Raw genomic sequence first — 18,733 nt, forward strand, 5'->3', positions numbered from 1 at the left:
CTGAGTGTAAACAATACTTTCCCGTGTTTGCGCAGTGAATAAGCTAGGCCAAGCACTAACTTTGAAATCACCCTAATCAAATGTAAAGCCCCCTATACTCAGACATAAACTTGACATACATTTCATCAAACTCCGACTTCAATTCATCTGTATATCTGTCCTGCATATAGGGTATATCCACCTCGGAGATATTTTTATTATGAACATATTTCTTTATTGACCTACGCAGCTTGAATGGAATCGCAGATTTAGCAACCTGCTTCCATCCTTTATCGACTCTGATGATATCATTAATCAATGGGAACTTCGGTTTTTTGCTCACGTTGACGACCTTATGTAGCATCTCATCAAGCGGAACATCGACTTCTAGGTATTCGGCGATCCTTCCAACAACTCCCTCTGGGTCTTCGCGATAGTCTCTGTAGTCAATCATACGGACTTGTGTAGATGACTCTACTGAGTTAAGTAGCCTTTTGACTTGAGGGTCATAGTCACTCATCTCGTAATAGTCGTATAGCCACTGCTGTTTGAACCCATCCAAGTTTCGCACAGCATCTGGGAAGCTTCGCTTTTCAACTCCATTTCGGACATTAAACTTATAATGTGAAACCATTCGATCAAAAGGATGCCGAACCAAAATAAGGAAACAAGGTGCATCACATGCCGAGACGATATTCTCGAAAGCACGATGTGAATACATATAACTAACTGAGCCATCGAGCCGGTACCGTGACATCGCTTTGTGATAGAAGCTCAAATAAGTGGACTCATTAGTCCTATAACTATCAGGCACCAAGTCATCCGAAAAATAATGAGGTTCTTTCTCATGTGGCAAGAAGATATCATCGCTGCGGCTAAGCACGGAGCACAGATGTGACGTACCAGATTTCGCGAACCCAGGCACAAAAAGATTTGGCATGACCGCACGCTCATTCATCATAATCCCTCAGCACATGTACGAGAATATTTATTCTTGGCCCGGAGCATAATTGAGTTATGCGTCACGGTGCCAATTCCAAAAACTATGATCATAGATACGGGAGAAACAGCACCCGCTAATGAGAGCGCAATAAAAAGAAGCACTTTCGTGACAAGCATAATAAATAACGACAACATAATAATACGGAGTCGCCCTGCTGCATAAAGCCAGTTGCCAACCGGACCAAAAGCTGCAGATACTGCGAAAATGAAAGCCGCTCCAGCAGCTAGTAACCATGTCTCACGCGCCCAAACCACCGGATATATAAATCCTATACTGGAAAAACCGAGCATAAAAACAGCGCTGACACTTAACGTTTGTAGCTGAACTTTACGAAAAATCCTTTTATAAGCAAAACTCAGTATATTGGTGGCATAGAGCTCACGCAGGTTGTTCATAAGGATAAAGTTCGTAGCTATCCCGCAGACCGATGCGAGTTGGAGAGAAACCTTATAGGTGGCAAGCACTTCGTCACTGGCCAGCCGGTCGAGTGCAAAAACTTCGAATTGGGTCGCCAGCACCATCAACATACCTAAGAGTAAAAAACTCCAGGGAGAGGACTGCGCCGTAACTTCCGAGCGGCTGTCCAGCGCCTCAGAATTGGTCTGAGCAGCGCTGACGAAAACGAATACCACGACAGCTACTGCTATGGTCGCCCCCCCCGTAAGGCTGAAGGCCCAATTGAGTACGGTCGTACTTGGCCCTAATAATAAGAACAGGAACACAGTTAGGATCAATAGTGTGACCGGACGCAGCGAAAACTCGAGTGCGATAGCTAATCCATTGCATCGATTCGCTCGGATACGCGCGGCAAGAATCTTGAGCATAAGGTGCCCTAGTCCAAGCAGCGGCACTACGGCTAAGATCGCCGCGGGTTGACTCAACATCAACACTAGTAACGCCGAGGCGACCCAGAGAAGTGCAAACCCAGCGAGGCCGACCCCGAATCCACTCTTTCTCCCGCTCATAAGCTCGCGCAGGTGGAAATGTTCCGTATAGGGGTTCAGCGGTGCTGTCGCAAGCTGCATATAGGCGGCGAGAACGGCGTATTGCGCCGTGTACGCAGGAGGAAAACCTGCTAAAAAGGCGAGAAGCACGAGGGTGGCCGCCGGACCAGCAACCCGCCCTGCAAAAGACAGCATCATCGATAGAGCTCCGTCATCCGTGCCAAGAAAGCGTCCGGATCGAAGCTTTGCCGCAGGGCTGACGAATCGGCGGGAGCCAAAGTGCCAGCAATAAGAGCTTCGGCGATCTCGTCCGCGGCGGCGGCTGGAGCATCCGGGTCAATAAACTGCACCCCGCCACCTATCGCCGAGACCTCGCGGTACGGTGGGATCGAAGCAGCAAAAGCGGGCAGCCCCGCCGCCAACGCTTCTATAAGACTGAGTCCGAGGCCTTCCGCCGCCGAGGTGGCTAAAAAAACGTCATAGCTTTGATATAGTTCAAGAACATCCTTGTGATCGCGGCCACCGAGAAAGTGCACAGCCTCGCCCAAACACAGCGCCTCAACTTTGGCTGCCAGCAACTCGTGCTCCGCTCCTTCCCCGACAATATCCAGCGTCACATTCAATCCGTGCCTATCGCGCAGGGCAGCAATAATTTCGATCTGAGCGGCTACACGTTTCACCTTTACCAACCGGTTGACAGAGAGAAGTCGTAGCCTACGCCCAGCGCTTATCTCACCGCCACTCCTCACCGGAGGGAAAACCACAGGGTTTGGAACCACAATGCCACGCGCAATGCCATAGGAAGCTTTGCCCGCCTCAGACACGAATACTAAGTAATCGCAGGGATTCCACCCTGCGCAGAACACCCTTCGTGCGAGTGGGTTAGCGCTTTCGGCGGCCCCATGGACATGGCAGATAACTCGCCGTCTCACCATCAGAGGCCATAGCATCAGCGCTTTTACATATACATTGATGTTGTAGAGATGCAACGATGTCGCTGACCTAAGCACATTCCACGCAGCCAACGGATCTGTCGGTAGCACCACGTGTGCCCCTGCGGATTCCATCTCACGCTGAATATCCATCGAGATCGCCGCGCGCTTGCCAAGAAAAAGGATCGTGGCTGTCCCACCCGCAGCGCTCACTCCTTCGATCAGCCGAACCAGTACTCGCTCGCCACCGCCATTGACGAGCTTATTGGTGAGGAAGACTACGTTCATTGACTTCCTCCAACAGTTGCGTCGCAATTGAATCCCATGAAAATTCGGCTAGGTGCCGACGTTTGATTTCAGCACGATCAAACTCAATCGATGCTAGTTTCCCTAGCGTCTTTTCAAGTGCACTGTGATTAAAACCATGCAGGAATAATCCATTCTCGCCTTCGCGAATTCGTTCACGAAAACCAGGAATATCGCTTACGATTACTGGCGTTCCAACCGAGAGCGCCTGGTGCAATATGCCACTCTCGCTAACTTTTTCGTAGGGAAGCACCACGGCTGCAGCATGACGAATTAGGTGTGCGAGGTCAGCATCGGGCAGAAAGCCGTCGAAATGTGTCGCTGCTGCAGCGATCCGTTCGCTTGGAAAGCTGCTCTGATTGCGCCCGGCAACGACGAGCTTAATACCTATATTCTTTAGTACACTGATATTCTCTACTAGGAAGTCGATATTCTTATCGTCGCGTACGAACCCCGGAGCAATGACGTAATCTCCCAGCCCTGTCACTGCCTCGAGAATTTCACTCGAAACAGGCTCCTCGCCTGAAGGAGGAGCATATTCGCCATGAGGGATGATAGCGACGCGAGAGCGCAGGTTGCTCGGCACCAAGCGTAGCTCGGCCTCAGTATGCAGTACGATCATGTCAAACCCACGCCACAACGGCCACTTGATTGCATTGTAGGCGCGATTACGAAAATGGGTTTCGACGTTATGCGGCGTCAGCAACGTGCGTCGACCGAACATCCCGGCAATATAAAGCAAGAAAAGCGTTACTAGATTGATTCCTTGGTAATGCAGAATCGTATCTCGAGACGTAAACAATGCCCTCGTGACTGCAAACAAGGTACGCAGAGAATATCGTTCTCCGGGGACCTCCACCGCCTCGATTTCGGGAGATAGAAGTGATAGAAGTGGCTCTTGCCCTACTACAGAAAGTTTTACTCGTCGGGTTGCGGCCATTGCATTGGCGAGACGGGCGGTATATTGCTGCAACCCTCGACTATTGGAGACGCAGATTAGTCGATAGTTGATAGCATGCGTATCAGGCATTCGCGTTCCTTATCGCTAACTTCAACAGGCTGCCCGCCATAATAGACGCGGGCCTTCGCCGAATTTTTTAGACGGGATGGCACAATTTTATTTAGTCTTAAGTCGATCATTACCTGCCAAAATTTCGAGGCCAGCCGTGCCAACTTAAAGTTTCTAGGAGCCATCCTCAGATTTGACTGCACGGCACCGGAGCTCGAGGGAGTTATTCCTAGCCGAGTGAGCTCAGTAGAAAGGTCCGCTCCTCCAGTTACGTCGATCACGTGAAAATGTTCTACCACTTCCCGCCATAACTTAGTGTGTTCGTCATAATGGCTGGCTCCAACGATCTCGGGATAGCTAGCCACCGCGCCCTCTGGATCCGAAACCCGCCCCTTCGCCTTATGGTGCAGATAATGAGAAATCATTCGATCAATTGGGTCGCGCCGCGTGTGTATTACGTGCACCTCGTAGCGATCAGATATCTCCGAAAGGATCTGCCGGGCGCAATCACTGACGAAATACGTGGGCTCCACTATATAGGCCACGTTCTGTACGGATAGCTGGGCGTCAATTCTGGCGAGTTCGGCGTTAGAATCGCATCGTCGGGATAAATTGAACATCTCTTTCTGCAGCGGAACCTGGTCGAAAGGAAGAAGATCGAAGATTGTCGTCGTTCCAGTTTTTTCCGGTCCGATGAAGACGTATACAACTGGTCGGCTGTGTTTTTTATTCATCGTTCCAACATACCTTTAGACTCTTCTTTTTAACGAGTGGGGAGCTGAGCTAGGAGCCTGTGCGGATGTTATACCACCCCGAGAAAACTGATGGCCTTGGAATCAAAGTTCACCAGCATTTTCTTGGCAATTATAAAAGAACATGGCCACAAGCAATCCAAACAATACCGATGCACCACCACTTTCGCTATACTTAATTGACGAGAGCGCGCAACTTCAATGCTTAACTCCCTGCCCAACCTTTGTTGACGTGAGGGGTTGCACCGACCTTTTCTTGCTAACGGTCATGCGGGTCTTCGATGCGTACAATATCGTCTTCGCCCAAGTAACTACCGGATTGGACTTCGATGACCTCCAACGGAATAGTGCCAGGATTTTCCAGGCAGTGCTCTTGGCCAATAGGAATGAAGGTAGATTCATTCTCGGTCACGAGATAAGTGTTGTCACCATTGGTAACTCTGGCGGTGCCACTAACCACTATCCAGTGCTCAGCCCTGTGGTGGTGGAGCTGCCGTGAGAGCCGGGCACCGGGCTTAACAGTGATTCGTTTGACTTGGTACCGGTTACCGTTATCAATAACGTCAAAACAACCCCATGGGCGATGGATCTCGCGATGCTGGTGTGGCTCGGAGCGGCCGCGATTCTTTAGCTCATCGACGAGACGGCGCACCTCCTGCACGTGGTGGCGGCTGGCCACCAGTACAGCATCGGGCGTGGCGACAACAATGAGGTCTTTGACGCCGATGCAGGTAACTAGCTGCCTGCCGCTATCGATTAGCGAATCCTGCACATCATCGGCCAGTGCATCGCCTCTGATAACGTTACCGCTAGCGTCCTGCTCCCCTATCTCCCAAAGGGCGGACCACGAGCCGACATCGCTCCAGCCCGCATCCATTGGAACCACCGCCGCCTTACCTGTGCGCTCCATTACCGCATAGTCGACTGAAATATCGGGACTGTGAGTAAAAGCCTCACCGTTCAAACGAATGAAGGGGTAGATGTCGTCGGCACCAGCGCCACTCTCTGGTAATGCTTCTCGGCATGCCTGGAGTACTGAGGGCTCGTGCTGTTCCAGTTCTCGCAAATAAGCAGAGGCGCGTACGAGAAACATGCCGCTGTTCCAAAGGTAGTCGCCTTGCTCTAGGTAGCTGGTTGCAGTTGCGACGTCTGGTTTTTCCACGAACCTACGCACGGCGTAACCTTTGGACCCAAGGGGCTCGCCCTGCTGGATGTAACCATACCCGGTTTCAGGTTTCGTCGGAACAATACCAAATGTAACGAGCCACTCTTCCTGAGCCAGAACGACAGCATTTACAACGGTAGTTTGGAAGGCAGTCGTGTTAGCAATCGCATGATCGGCAGCGAGCACGAGCAGGAGTGGATCGTTGCCTTCGTGAGTGGCGTGCAGCGCCGCAAGTGCAATCGCCGGAGCCGTATTGCGACCTTCGGGTTCAAGCAAGATAGGCGCATTTTCGAGCCCGCATTGACGAAGCTGTTCAGCGGCTAAGAATCGGTGTTCTTCATTGCATATGACAAGTGGAGTTTCGTGATCAAGTCCCTCAAGCCTGCGGAGAGTTTGTTGCAGCAGGCTCTCTTTCCCCAACAGAGGCAGGAACTGCTTGGGGTGGAGTTGACGCGAGGCTGGCCAGAGCCGAGTGCCCGAGCCACCGGCCAAAATCACAGGTTGTAGGGATTTATTGCTCATATAAGAGACTTCCTGATTAGTTAGCCAACCTTTTCGGACGTGGAATTAAGACCCTATTCGCTTGGATAATTAGAGTCTAGCTCATCGCAAATACAGCGAAATTTTCCCACACAACACACGTCCAAAGATGTGTATAATATATTTACGTAGGCGCATCACCACATTCAATGCTTTAAAAACAGCCATTCTTCTCACATCAAAGAGCTGAAATATTTTTATCAATTTTCAGTTTCTGTGAGGCTATATTTCAACTAAAAAGCCCCACATCTCTGTGAGGCCCGCCCCTACGGCATTGTGTATATTGACCACCCTTGTTAAGGGTAATTAATAATGGCTTTAAGACTCCTTTTCGTTGAGACTATTGCAAACGAGCCCGGCAAATTGCATAAGAAATACGGCCATCAACGAAAGCATGATCCCTAGCACGACAGCCAGTGCCATAATCAACGTACGGCTAGTGCCCGCTTTTTCCAAGCTCTTAACGGCTGTTTGAGCGACTCGGCCATCCTGTAGCAGGGTAAGACGGTCCTGAGTCATCGCAATCTGCTCGGTATAACTGGCTATAAGGTCTGCCGCACCAGATGATGTGGATTGCTCAGCGCTGGCGAGTGAATCTTCCAGGCTTTCTAGGCGGCTCTCGAGGCTCGCACGCTGACGGTCAACCAAGGCCTGCTGGTTGCTTGCGATGTTATCCAACAGAGCACTGTGCATCTTTTCTACCAAGGCCGAGTCAGATTCTGACGCCTGTGAGATGATTTTCACTAGCTGAGTATCCTCAGGCGTGGTCAGGTCCACAGCAAAAGGCAACGATTCTAGCCCTGACTGCTGGAGGAGCTCACGCGTCACGGGAGCTACGGCGAGACTCTGTGCCTTGGCGATGACGGTGTTTGCCGACTCTAAGGCTCGTTCGGTACTCCCCTCCCCTACTGGGGCTTGTTCAGCCACTTCGTAAACAGACACATAGCTATAGGTCGGCGTCATTGTCAGTACGTAGGCGAACGCTGCAAGCACTACCACCGCGAATATAATGGCCATTGCCTTCCAGCGACGCACCAGAATAGCCGCTAAATCGACCAAGGATATTTCATCATCGTGTGCTAGGCGCTGCTCTGTCATTGATCGGTTATCCGTTGATTAGCTATTTATTCATGCGGCGAGCAGGCACGCTACCGCCCGGGGATTACCTGGGCGTGTTCCCTAACCCTATGATTCATATTGGCTTGCGCAGACCTGCCGCAGACTGCGCATTGTATGCTGATTGGCGAACAAGCTCTAGGTGACGATGGTGAGAAAAGGTAGCGGATAGGGTTGCTAATCGGCGACATATGGCAAAAACATCAATGCGTTAGGCGCACAACATCCTGACCTGGCTCTCTACTGCCATTCTTGCTAGAGCTTTTCGGCCCATGCGTTGGCTGCATACCACAGCTGCTGGTGAACGTGCTGGAAGGCTTCTTCGCTCTTGCGGTAGGGATCGGGGATCTCCGCTGCTTTGCTTTCCAGCCAGTGCCCGAACAGCATCGTCTTGCCGAGTGCCGCCGGCGACAGCTCGCCTACTGCTAGGCGCTGGCCATGGCTCATCACCAGCACCAGGTCCGTCTGCTGTAGCATGCCTTGAGTTAGCTGACGTGCCATATGGCCCGTCACGTCTAGCCCTTCGGCCTCTGCCAGGCGCCTTGCTACTGGGTCGACTCCTTGCCCGACCAGCGCTCCCAACCCTGCCGATTCGACCCGCTTGCCTGGGCATAGCTGCTTGAGCATGGCGGCGGCCACCGGGCTACGGCAGATATTGCCGCGGCATACCACCAGAACCTGCTCGATCATGACCTGAACCCTTAAGCACTATTTGGCGGAAGCACCGGCACTGCCCCGCCGAATACAACATAGACAGGGCCTCATCAGTGAAGTGTAGCGGACCCACTTGGCCGCTTTGTCAGCTTGAAGGCCGGCGAAATAATGACACATAGAGAGCAATAGCTGACTTGCGCTTTGCCCCGAGCATAACGCATCAACCCCGGCAACCTGGCCGAGGTTGATGCTTGACCTCAGTTAGTGCTCGACATCGAGTCTCGGTCAGAACAGGCGATTCAGGCCGTTCTGTGCCGCCACCCGATAGGCCTCGGCCATAGTCGGATAGTTGAAGGTGGTATTGATGAAGTACTTGAGGGTGTTGGCCTCGCCTTCCTGCTGCATGATCGCCTGGCCGATGTGCACGATCTCGGAGGCCTGGTCGCCGAAGCAGTGGATGCCAAGAATCTCGAGGCTCTCGCGGTGGAAGAGGATCTTGAGCATGCCGACGGTGTCGCCGGTGATCTGTGCCCTGGCGGTGTCCTTGAAGAAGGCCTGCGCGACTTCATAGGGCACCTTGGCGGCGGTCAGCTCGCGTTCCGTCTTGCCCACCGAGCTGATTTCAGGAATGGTATAGATCCCGGTCGGCACGTCATCGACGAAGCGGAAGTCTTCATCGAGCAGGTCGTCGCTTGCGTTGCGGCCCTGGTCGTAGGCGGCACTGGCAAGGCTCGGCCAGCCGATCACGTCGCCCACCGCATAGATGTGCGGGATGGCAGTACGGTAGTGGTTGTCGACCTGCAGCTGGCCGCGGCCGTTGGCCTCCAGGCCGATGTTCTCGAGCCCGAGCTGGTCGGTGTTACCGGTGCGGCCGTTGGCCCACAGGAAAGCATCGGCGCGCAGTTTCTTGCCAGACTTCAGATGCACGACCACGCCGGACTCGTCGCCCTCAACCCGCTCATAGTCTTCGTTGTGACGGATCAGCGCCCCGTGGTGGCGCAGATGATAGGACAGCGCGTCGCTGATCTCGTCGTCGAGGAAAGACAGCAGGCGGTCGCGGGAATCAAGCAGATCGACCTTGACGCCAAGCCCGGAGAAGATCGAGGCGTACTCGCTGCCGATAACGCCGGCCCCGAAGATGATCAGGGTGCGCGGCGTGTGAGATAGCCCGAGCACGGTGTCGGAGCAATAGATACGCGGGTGGCGAAAGTCGATATCTGCGGGGCGGTAGGGGCGCGAGCCGGTCGCGATGACGATCTTCTGGGCGTTGATTTCCTCGACACCCTCGTGGTTATCGCGCACCAGAAGTGTATGTTCGTCCTTGAAGCGAGCCACGCCGAAGAACACATCGATGCGATTACGCGCATAGAAGGTGGTACGCATTTCGACCTGCTGGTCGATGGTCACTTGGGAACGCTGCAGCACCTTGGGAAACGAGAACCACCGCGGCTCGCCAATATCGCGAAACATGCGGTTGGTGTTAAAGGCCATGATCTGCTTGACCTGATGGCGCAGCGCCTTGGAGGGAATGGTGCCCCAGTGGGTGCAGTTGCCACCCACGGACTGCTGCTTTTCAATGATTGCTACGCGCTTGCCATGCTTCGCGGCGTTGATCGCGGCGCTTTCGCCCGAGGGACCGGTACCGATCACCACCACGTCGTAATTATGAACTGCCATCGTTTCTCCTAGCGCTGTAGGTCCCGTCTATGTCTGTCTTTTTTGGCCGAATGCGGCCAGTGGCTCAGCGCCGGGTGGCGTCATAGCCAAGATCGGCGCCACGGCTTTCGTCGCTGGCACGGCGAGCGCTGGTGGCCTTCTTATTCTCTTCCTCGCAGACCTTGTCGTTGCCGCCGCAGATATCGCAGCCATCCTTGAGGCCCAGGTTATTGAGCCCGCCGCAGGAGCCGGCAATCGGCTTGCGGCCGAGGATTACGCCGATCGCCATGGCGGCCATCAACAGCAGCATGAAACCGAATACTAGAAACCAGATCGTCATGGGAGTCTCCTTGATTGCCTCTCGCCGCTTATTGGCGCGCGAGCAGGCTCGGGGGAGTGAATGGATGTCACACGTTGAAGCTCTAACACTGTGACCTCGGCTGGCGGCAAATCATTCCTGTTGTCGTCAGGCGAGGTAACAGTCGGGCAAAGGGCGATAAGTGAAAAGAAGCAGGGCCGGCCCGCTGGGCCAGCCCTGTATCGCAATGGCCTATTTCATTGGCGTGGCGTTCACCGGCAGCAACGCTTCGCGGGGGCGCTGTTAACCCCTCCTTGAGCGCTACCTAGGCCATCCATGGCCAAGGACCCTCGCTGCGCGTTGCCCCCGGTACCCATTAGCCACCGAGTTTGGCGATGAATGCTTAGCCGCCGAAATCGTCCAATGCGATGTTCTCGGGTTCGACGCCCATATCCAGCAGCATCTTGATCACCGAGGCGTTCATCATGGGCGGCCCACACATGTAGTACTCGCAGTCCTCAGGCGCCGGGTGGTCCTTGAGGTAGTTTTCATAGAGCACGTTGTGAATGAAGCCGGTCGGGCCTTCCCAGTTGTCTTCGGGCAGCGGATCCGACAGTGCCAGGTGCCACTCGAAGTTGTCGTTTTCTTCGGCCAGTTGGTCGAACTCTTCGTTGTAGAAGGTCTCGCGCCAGGAGCGCGCACCGTACCAGAACGAGATCTTGCGCTTGGAGTTCAGACGCTTGAGCTGATCGAAGATGTGGCTGCGCATCGGCGCCATGCCGGCACCACCGCCGATAAAGACCATTTCGGCATCGGTGTCCTTGGCGAAGAACTCACCGAAGGGCCCCATCACCTGCACCTTGTCGCCCGGCTTCAAGTTGAAGACGTAGGTCGACATCAGGCCCGGCGGATGGTTAGTGCCGGGGGGCGGCGTGGCGATACGGATGTTGAACTTGAGCAGGCCGTACTCTTCCGGATAGTTGGCCATCGAGTAGGCGCGGATGACCTCCTCGTCGCTCTTGTGGGAGACCTTGAACAGCTCGAACTTCTCCCAGTCGCCCCGGTACTCCTCTTCGATATCGAAGTCGGAGAACTTGATGTCATAGGGCGGCGCCACCAGCTGCACGTAACCACCAGCACGGAAGTCGACTTCCTCGCCTTCGGGAAGCTTGAGGTTGAGTTCCTTGATGAAGGTCGCGACGTTGGGGTTGGAGGTGACCTCGCACTCCCACTGCTTGACGCCGAAGACCTCTTCGGGAACTTCGATCTTCATGTCCTGCTTCACCGGCACCTGGCAGGAAAGGCGCCAGCCTTCCTTCTTTTCGCGCATGGTGAAGGCAGATTCTTCGGTCGGCAGAATCGCGCCGCCGCCTTCAGGCACACGGCACTTGCACTGGGCACAAGAGCCGCCGCCGCCACAGGCGGAAGACAGGAAGATGCCGTTGGCCGCCAGGGTCTGCAGCAGTTTGCCGCCGGCCTGGGTGCTTAGGGTGTAGTCGGGATCGCCATTGATCTCGATGGTCACGTCGCCGCTGCTGACGAGGCGGCTACGCGCGGCCAGGATGATGCCCACCAGGCCGATAACGACCACGGTGAACATGACCACGCCGAGCAAGATGACATTTGTATCAACCATGTCGGGTTCCTATTGGTGTTCGTTGCCTGAGGCGAGCCTCAGAGCTGGATACCGGAGAAGGACATGAAGCCAAGCGACATCAGACCCACGGTGATGAAGGTGATGCCCAGGCCCTGAAGCCCCGCCGGCACGTCGCTGTACTTGAGCTTCTCGCGAATCCCGGCCAATGCGGCGATGGCCAGCGCCCAGCCCATGCCGGCACCGGCGCCGTAGACGACGGATTCGCCGAAGTTGTAGTTACGCTCGACCATGAACAGCGTGCCACCCAGGATGGCGCAGTTCACGGTGATCAGCGGCAGGAAGACGCCGAGAGCGTTGTAGAGCGACGGCACGAACTTGTCGAGGAACATCTCGAGAATCTGAACCAGTGCGGCGATAACGCCGATGTAGCTCAGCAGGCCGAGGAACGACAGATCGATGTTTTCGGCACCGCTGATCCCGGTCCAGGTCAGCGCGCCTTCCTCGAGCAAGTAGGTGAGGATCAGGTTATTGACCGGCACGGTGATCGCCAGCACCACGATGACCGCGATGCCCAGGCCGATCGCCGATGACACCTTCTTGGAAACGGCCAGGAAGGTACACATGCCCAGGAAGAAGGCCAGGGCCATGTTCTCGACGAAGACGGCCGAGATAAACAGGCTGAGGTAATGTTCGAGCATTTACACGGCCTCCTTCGGTTGGGTGTTTTCCTTCATCTTGAACTCGTTTTCTTCGACCTGTTCCGGCTGGACGCTGCGCAGCACCCAGATCAGCAGGCCGATGACGAAGAACGCCGAAGGCGGCAGCAGCATCAGGCCGTTAGGTACGTACCAACCGCCGTCCTGAACGGGGGTCAGGATGGTCACGCCAAAGAGGCTGCCCGAGCCCAGCAGTTCACGGAAGAAGCCGACTATCATCAGGATCACGCCATAGCCGAGGCCATTACCGACACCGTCGAGGAACGACAGCACCGGGCCGTTCTGCATGGCGAACGCCTCGGCGCGCCCCATCACGATGCAGTTGGTGATGATCAGGCCGACGAACACCGACAGCTGCTTGGACATCTCATAGGCATAGGCCTTGAGCACCTGGTCGACAACGATGACCAGCGAGGCGATGATGGTCATCTGCACGATGATGCGGATCGATGACGGGATGTGGTTGCGGATCAGCGAGACGAACAGGTTGGAGAACGCCGTGACCGCGATCACCGCCAGCGCCATGACCAGCGACACGCTCATGCTGCTGGTCACCGCCAGCGCCGAGCAGATCCCAAGGATCTGCAGGGCGATCGGGTTATTCTTGAAGATCGGCGTGATCAGCACGCCTTTAGGGGTTGCGGCTGACATATCTTAGGCTCCTTCCGCTGAGTCACGGATCTTGGCGAGGTAGTTGCCGAAGCCGGCATCGCTTAGCCAGAACTGCACCAGGTTGGTCACGCCCTTGCTGGTAAGGGTCGCACCGGACAGGGCATCGACTTCCGTCGGGCCGCTGGCACCCCCCTTGACCAGAGCGATCTCCGGACGCCCTTCACCCACTTCACCCTCGGGGTAGATCTGCTTGCCATCCCACTGGGCTTTCCACTTGGGATTGTCCACTTCACCGCCCAGCCCCGGTGTCTCGGAGTGGGAATAGAAGGTGATCCCTTCGATGGTGTTGGCATCGCCACGCAGCGCAAGATAGCCGCGCATCAGGCCCCACAGGCCCTGGCCGCGCACCGGCAGAATGATCTGCTCGGGGTCCTGCGGGTCGCCGACCAGATACACCACCGAATAGTTTTCCTGGCGTGACAGGCCGGCGATGTCTTTCTCGCCGGACAGCGTGCGCGACTGAGCGGGGTCACGAGACGCGGAGAACTGGTCGTAGGTCTCCGGGTCGACTGCATCCGTGTACTCACCGGTACGCAGGTCGACGGCTCGCGGCGTCACTTGCTCGAACTGCTTGGTAATCGATTCGCCCGGCTGATAAAGGCCCGCCACCTGGAGGATGTTCGACTTGCGGTCGGCCTCCTGGTTGAACGCCTGCTGCGGGCGCAGTGCGACGGCGGCGGTGGATACGATCACCGAGCAGACGATGCACAGCGCGAAGGCGACGATCAGCGTCTTCTTGATGGAGTTGTTACTCGCCATCAGGCACTCTCCTCAGCCATGGCACCAGTACGCTTCTGGCGGCGCTTGATGTTGGCCTGGACAAAGAAATGGTCGATCAACGGAGCAAACAGGTTGGCGAAGAGGATGGCCAACATGATGCCCTCGGGGAAGGCCGGGTTCACGACACGGATCAGCACGGTCATTACGCCGATCAGCGCACCGAAGGCAAAGCGGCCCTTGTTGGTCATGGAGGCAGAGACCGGGTCGGTCGCCATGAACACCATGCCAAAGGCGAAGCCGCCCACTACCAGGTGCCAATACCAAGGCATGGCGAACATGGCATTGGTATCGGAACCGACGGCGTTGAACAGTGAACTGGTTGCCACCATGCCCAGGAACACACCCAGCATGATGCGCCAGGAGGCGATGCGCGTCCAAAGCAGCACGATAGCGCCAATCAGGATCGCCAGCGTAGAGGTTTCACCGATGGAGCCCGGGATGTAGCCCAGGAAGGCATCCATCCAGCTGAACTGGTCGGTGAGAGCCGACATGCCGTTCTGGAAAGTCGTGGACAGCGCCGTGGCACCGGTATAGCCATCGGCCGCGACCCAGACGCTATCGCCCGAGATCTGCGCCGGATAGGCGAAGTACAGGAAGGCACGGCCGGTCAGCGCCGGGTTGAGGAAGTTCTTGCCGGTGCCGCCGAAGATTTCCTTGCCGATCACGATACCGAAGGTGATGCCCAAGGCTACCTGCCACAGCGGAATGGTCGCCGGCAGGATCAGCGCGAACAGCACCGAGGAAACGAAGAAGCCTTCGTTGACCTCATGGCCGCGCTTGATGGCGAACAGCACTTCCCAGAAACCACCGACCACGAAGGTCACCAGGTAGATCGGCAGGAAGTAAGTGGCGCCCAGCACGAAGTTGGACCACACGCTGCTTACGTCATGGCCACCGGCCAGCAGCATCAGGATGGCTTCGCGCCAGCCGCCCATGGAGGCATAGCCATCGGCGATGGCCGTATTGGCCTGCCAGCCGGCGTTCCACATGCCGAAGAACATCGCCGGGAAGGTACACATCCAGACGGTGATCATGATGCGCTTCAGATCGACACCGTCACGGACGTGAGCCGTGGTCTTGGTGACGCTGGGCGGCGCATAGAAGATCGTGTCGACGGCTTCGAAGAGCGGATAGAACTGCTCGTACTTACCACCCTTGTGAAAGTGCGGCTCGAGATTATCGAGTGTCTGTCGGATACCCATCATCAGGCCTCTTTCTCGATGGTAGTGAGGTTGTCACGCAGGATGGGACCGTACTCGTATTTGCCCGGGCACACGTAGGTGCACAGCGCCAGGTCCTCTTCATCCAGTTCCAGACACCCCAACTGCATGGCGGTTTCGATATCGCCGACGATCAACGAACGCAGCAGTTGGGTGGGCAGGATATCCAGCGGCATGACGGTCTCGTAGTTGCCGACCGGTACCATGGCACGCTCGGAGCCATTGGTAGAGGTGTCGGGGGCATACTTCTTAATGCCGAGAACCTTCGACAGATAGATACCCATGACCGAGTGCCGATTGACGCCGGGCGACAGCCAACCCATGAAGGCGCGCTTGTTGCCCTCTTCCAACAGGCTCAACTGATTGTGGAAACGACCCACGTAGCGCAGTGCGCCCTCAGCGATGGAGCCTGAGAACACGGAGCCAGAGATCACGCGCGTATCCTCGGGTGACTCGACTTCGCCGGCCAGCAGCTCTTCGGTGCTGGCACCGATGCGGGTGCGGACCAGGCGCGGCTTGTCGGCGCGCGGCCCGCCAACGGCGATCACGCGGCTAACGTTCAGCTTACCTTCGGTGAATATCTTGCCGAAGGCGATCACGTCCTGATAGCCGATGTGCCAGACCTGTTTGTTCAGGGCCACCGGCGACAGGAAGTGAATGTGGGTGCCCACTAGACCGGCCGGATGCGGACCGCTGAAGGTCTCGACCTGCACTTGATCGACGTCGCTGCCGGGCAGCTTGGCGTCGGGTGCCTGGCACAGAAAGACCTTGCCTTCGGTCAGCGTTGACAGCACCTTGAGGCCGTTCTCGAACGCCTCGGGTGCTTCATTGATGATGACGGCGGGATCCGGGCTTAGCGGATGGGTATCGACGGCCGTGACGAAAATGCTTTCCGGTACGGCGTCGAGGGCCGGCGTGCGAGAGAACGGGCGCGTGCGCAGCGCCGTCCAGAGACCCGACTCAACGAGCTGGTCTACTACCACCTGGCGGTCGAGACTGGCGAGCTTACCGGCTTCATGGGCGGTAAACTCGACGGCCTCTTCCTCATTTTCATCAACCTTGATCACCACGGAGAGCAGCTTGCGCTTCTCGCCACGGTTGATCGCTACCACTTCACCCGCCGCCGGCGCGGTGAACCGCACGCCGTCGATCTTCTTATCGGTGAAGAGCAGCTGGCCTAGTTTGACGCTATCCCCCTCCCGGACCTCCATGGTCGGCTTCATGCCAACATAGTCGGTGCCCAGGATGGCCACGTGACGAACCGGGCGCGCATCCTCGATGCGCTGCTCGGGCGCCCCCGCGATGGGGAGATCCAGGCCTCGTTTGACTTCGATCATAGACTCGCCCAGTTATCGGCTCTGATGTGTCAGGAAAGAGGTTCGAAAGACGCATTCACCCTGGGCCACTGATTTGGGCCAAGAGTCACGGTCACGGCGTTCGAATTCTTTTCTTATCAGAAGGTTGTCAGTTCGGCCCGCGACGCACGGACCGCCCCTAAAATCTCGGTCATTATAATGACATGCGAAACGAAAGGCCACACGACCTAAGGTAGCAGGCAGACAGCCGAAAGCGACGCAGAGGCCCCACGAGAGAGGAAAGGAGGCTTTTGCGTCAGACGGTTAGGCGGTATCGCCTGGGGAAAACGAGGCAGGAAGGCTCTCGACAAAGACGGTCGGACAGGACTATCGGGCGGGGCTAACAAGCAAGCAAGACTGCCGAGCAGGAGAGGCAAGCCCCCTGCGCCAGAGCGCAAGGCTCGGGCGCAGGGGGCTTTCGCTGCTAAAGACGCGCTCGCGAAGTGCGCTCGGTCGCGAAGGAATTAGTCGCGATTCATCGGGAACGCCAGGAAGCTGACGTTGGACATGTGCTGCAGGATGCGCACCACCTGACAGCTGTAGCCGAACTCGTTGTCGTACCACACATAGACGACGGCATTCTTGCCATCGACGATGGTGGCCTTGGCATCGACGATACCGGCGTGGCGGTTGCCCACGAAATCCGACGAGACCACTTCGGTGGAATCCACGAAGTCGATCTGCTTCTGCATCGGCGAGTGAATCGCCATGCGCCGCAGGTAGTCGTTTAGCGCTTCGGCGTCGGTTTGCTGATGCAGGTTCAGGTTGAGAATCGCCATCGAGACGTTGGGCGTAGGCACGCGGATGGCGTTGCCGGTCAGCTTGCCGGACAGTTCCGGCAGCGCCTTGGCCACGGCCTTGGCGGCACCGGTCTCGGTCAACACCATGTTCAACGGCGCGCTACGGCCGCGACGGTCACCCTTGTGGTAGTTGTCGATCAGGTTCTGGTCGTTGGTGTAGGAGTGCACGGTCTCGACATGGCCATGCTCGATGCCAAACTTGTCATTGAGCGCCTTGAGCACCGGCACGATGGCGTTGGTAGTACAGGAAGCCGCAGACACGATGCGGTCTTCGCGGGCGATGTCGGTGTGGTTGATGCCATAGACCACGTTCTTGACATCGCCCTTGCCCGGCGCGGTCAGCAGCGCCTTGGACACTCCCTTGCAGGCCAGGTGCTGGCCCAGCCCTTCTTCATCACGCCACATGCCGGTGTTATCCACCACGATGGCATTGTCGATGCCGTAGGCGGTGTAATCGATCTCGCTGGGCTGGTTGGCGTAAATCACCTTGATGTAGTTGCCATTGACCACCAGGGCGCTGCCGTCGTGATCGACGCTGATGGTGCCGGAGAAAGGCCCGTGCACGGAGTCGCGACGCAGAAGGCTGGCCCGCTTCTCGAGATCCTTGGCCAGGTCGCCGCGCCCGCGCACGACGATGGCCCGCAGGCGCAGCAGGTTACCGCCGCCAGCCTTTTCGACCAGAATGCGCGCCAGGATGCGGCCGATACGCCCGAAGCCGTAGAGCACCACGTCCTTGGGTTCGCCGTTGCCCTTCACCTTGCAGTGCGCGCCGACGATTTCGGCAAGTTCGCGCTCCAGGAAGGAGGTCACATCCTCGGCGTCACTGTGCTTGTAAGCCACCGCCAGCTTGCCGATATCGACGTGGGCGGGCCCCAGGTTCAGCTCGGTCATCGCCTTGACCAGCGGGAAGGTGTCCTGCACGGAAAGCTCGGTGCCCTCGACCTTCTTGACGAAGCGATGGTCCTTGAGGATGCGAATCACCGACTGATTGATCAGCGAACGGCCAAACAGCGAGGTCACGATGTTGTACTGGCGATACAGCTTGCCCAGCAGCGGGATCATTTCCTCGGCCAGGGCTTCGTTGTCCTGCCATTCCTCAAAGACGGTCTCGAGCATCTGCTGACTCACGTAGGGCCTCTCTTGATGAGCATGGCGTCAAGGTCGAACCGCGCCTCGTCGCCGGTAGCCGTAGCGGCTTGTCGCTACTGATGGGTAGGAAGGCGATACGAAAGACGTATC

Annotated in this window: 17 protein-coding genes; all 17 read right to left on the reverse strand. The window is 56.6% G+C overall.

The annotated features are described in order from the left end of the window. Window positions 1-76: 76 nt before the first annotated feature. Window positions 77-937, reverse strand: coding sequence for a sulfotransferase family protein (locus tag BLR71_RS06255; RefSeq protein ID WP_175491621.1), 861 nt, complete (start codon window positions 935-937; stop codon window positions 77-79). Continuing rightward, window positions 937-2,124 carry a hypothetical protein gene (locus tag BLR71_RS06260; RefSeq protein ID WP_092524207.1) on the reverse strand — a complete coding sequence of 396 codons (1,188 nt, stop codon included), beginning with the start codon at window positions 2,122-2,124 and terminating at the stop codon, window positions 937-939. Before BLR71_RS06260 ends, BLR71_RS06255 begins: the two co-directional genes overlap by 1 nt. After that, the gene (locus tag BLR71_RS06265) at window positions 2,121-3,146 is read right to left on the reverse strand and encodes a glycosyltransferase (RefSeq protein ID WP_092524209.1); all 1,026 of its coding nucleotides are present in this window, start codon (window positions 3,144-3,146) and stop codon (window positions 2,121-2,123) included. The genes BLR71_RS06260 and BLR71_RS06265 overlap by 4 nt, the downstream gene beginning before the upstream one ends. Beyond that, window positions 3,121-4,194 (reverse strand): glycosyltransferase family 4 protein, encoded by a 1,074-nt coding sequence (locus tag BLR71_RS06270; protein WP_092524211.1) that lies wholly within the window; start codon window positions 4,192-4,194, stop codon window positions 3,121-3,123. The genes BLR71_RS06265 and BLR71_RS06270 overlap by 26 nt, the downstream gene beginning before the upstream one ends. Then, window positions 4,161-4,907 carry a hypothetical protein gene (locus tag BLR71_RS06275; protein WP_092524213.1) on the reverse strand — a complete coding sequence of 249 codons (747 nt, stop codon included), beginning with the start codon at window positions 4,905-4,907 and terminating at the stop codon, window positions 4,161-4,163. The genes BLR71_RS06270 and BLR71_RS06275 overlap by 34 nt, the downstream gene beginning before the upstream one ends. Window positions 4,908-5,184: 277 nt before the next feature. After that, the gene (locus BLR71_RS06280; RefSeq protein WP_092524215.1) at window positions 5,185-6,612 is read right to left on the reverse strand and encodes a mannose-1-phosphate guanylyltransferase/mannose-6-phosphate isomerase; all 1,428 of its coding nucleotides are present in this window, start codon (window positions 6,610-6,612) and stop codon (window positions 5,185-5,187) included. A gap of 336 nt (window positions 6,613-6,948) precedes the next feature. Then, window positions 6,949-7,728 carry a Wzz/FepE/Etk N-terminal domain-containing protein gene (locus BLR71_RS06285; RefSeq protein ID WP_092524217.1) on the reverse strand — a complete coding sequence of 260 codons (780 nt, stop codon included), beginning with the start codon at window positions 7,726-7,728 and terminating at the stop codon, window positions 6,949-6,951. 273 nt (window positions 7,729-8,001) lie between these two features. Then, the gene (locus BLR71_RS06290; RefSeq protein WP_092524219.1) at window positions 8,002-8,436 is read right to left on the reverse strand and encodes a low molecular weight protein-tyrosine-phosphatase; all 435 of its coding nucleotides are present in this window, start codon (window positions 8,434-8,436) and stop codon (window positions 8,002-8,004) included. A 249-nt stretch (window positions 8,437-8,685) separates the two neighbouring features. After that, the gene (gene sthA, locus BLR71_RS06295) at window positions 8,686-10,077 is read right to left on the reverse strand and encodes a Si-specific NAD(P)(+) transhydrogenase (RefSeq protein WP_092524221.1); all 1,392 of its coding nucleotides are present in this window, start codon (window positions 10,075-10,077) and stop codon (window positions 8,686-8,688) included. A 64-nt stretch (window positions 10,078-10,141) separates the two neighbouring features. Next, window positions 10,142-10,396, reverse strand: a complete 255-nt coding sequence (gene nqrM, locus BLR71_RS06300) for a (Na+)-NQR maturation NqrM (RefSeq protein ID WP_092524223.1) — start codon at window positions 10,394-10,396, stop codon at window positions 10,142-10,144. A 361-nt stretch (window positions 10,397-10,757) separates the two neighbouring features. Further along, window positions 10,758-11,990: an NADH:ubiquinone reductase (Na(+)-transporting) subunit F gene (nqrF, locus tag BLR71_RS06305; protein ID WP_092524225.1), complete on the reverse strand. Its 1,233-nt coding sequence runs from the start codon at window positions 11,988-11,990 to the stop codon at window positions 10,758-10,760. A 38-nt stretch (window positions 11,991-12,028) separates the two neighbouring features. Then, window positions 12,029-12,649 carry an NADH:ubiquinone reductase (Na(+)-transporting) subunit E gene (gene nqrE, locus BLR71_RS06310; RefSeq protein ID WP_092524227.1) on the reverse strand — a complete coding sequence of 207 codons (621 nt, stop codon included), beginning with the start codon at window positions 12,647-12,649 and terminating at the stop codon, window positions 12,029-12,031. Next, a complete protein-coding gene (locus BLR71_RS06315; RefSeq protein ID WP_092524229.1) occupies window positions 12,650-13,318 on the reverse strand; it encodes an NADH:ubiquinone reductase (Na(+)-transporting) subunit D in 669 nt (222 codons plus the stop codon). 3 nt (window positions 13,319-13,321) lie between these two features. Next, the gene (locus tag BLR71_RS06320; RefSeq protein ID WP_092524231.1) at window positions 13,322-14,101 is read right to left on the reverse strand and encodes a Na(+)-translocating NADH-quinone reductase subunit C; all 780 of its coding nucleotides are present in this window, start codon (window positions 14,099-14,101) and stop codon (window positions 13,322-13,324) included. Beyond that, the gene (locus BLR71_RS06325) at window positions 14,098-15,324 is read right to left on the reverse strand and encodes an NADH:ubiquinone reductase (Na(+)-transporting) subunit B (protein ID WP_092524233.1); all 1,227 of its coding nucleotides are present in this window, start codon (window positions 15,322-15,324) and stop codon (window positions 14,098-14,100) included. The genes BLR71_RS06320 and BLR71_RS06325 overlap by 4 nt, the downstream gene beginning before the upstream one ends. After that, window positions 15,324-16,676, reverse strand: coding sequence for a Na(+)-translocating NADH-quinone reductase subunit A (locus BLR71_RS06330; RefSeq protein WP_092524235.1), 1,353 nt, complete (start codon window positions 16,674-16,676; stop codon window positions 15,324-15,326). The genes BLR71_RS06325 and BLR71_RS06330 overlap by 1 nt, the downstream gene beginning before the upstream one ends. 482 nt (window positions 16,677-17,158) lie before the next feature. Beyond that, window positions 17,159-18,622, reverse strand: a complete 1,464-nt coding sequence (locus BLR71_RS06335; RefSeq protein ID WP_092524237.1) for a glyceraldehyde-3-phosphate dehydrogenase — start codon at window positions 18,620-18,622, stop codon at window positions 17,159-17,161. Between the last annotated feature and the right edge of the window lie 111 nt (window positions 18,623-18,733).

Source organism: Onishia taeanensis (genome assembly GCF_900100755.1).
GTDB classification, from domain to species: domain Bacteria; phylum Pseudomonadota; class Gammaproteobacteria; order Pseudomonadales; family Halomonadaceae; genus Onishia; species Onishia taeanensis.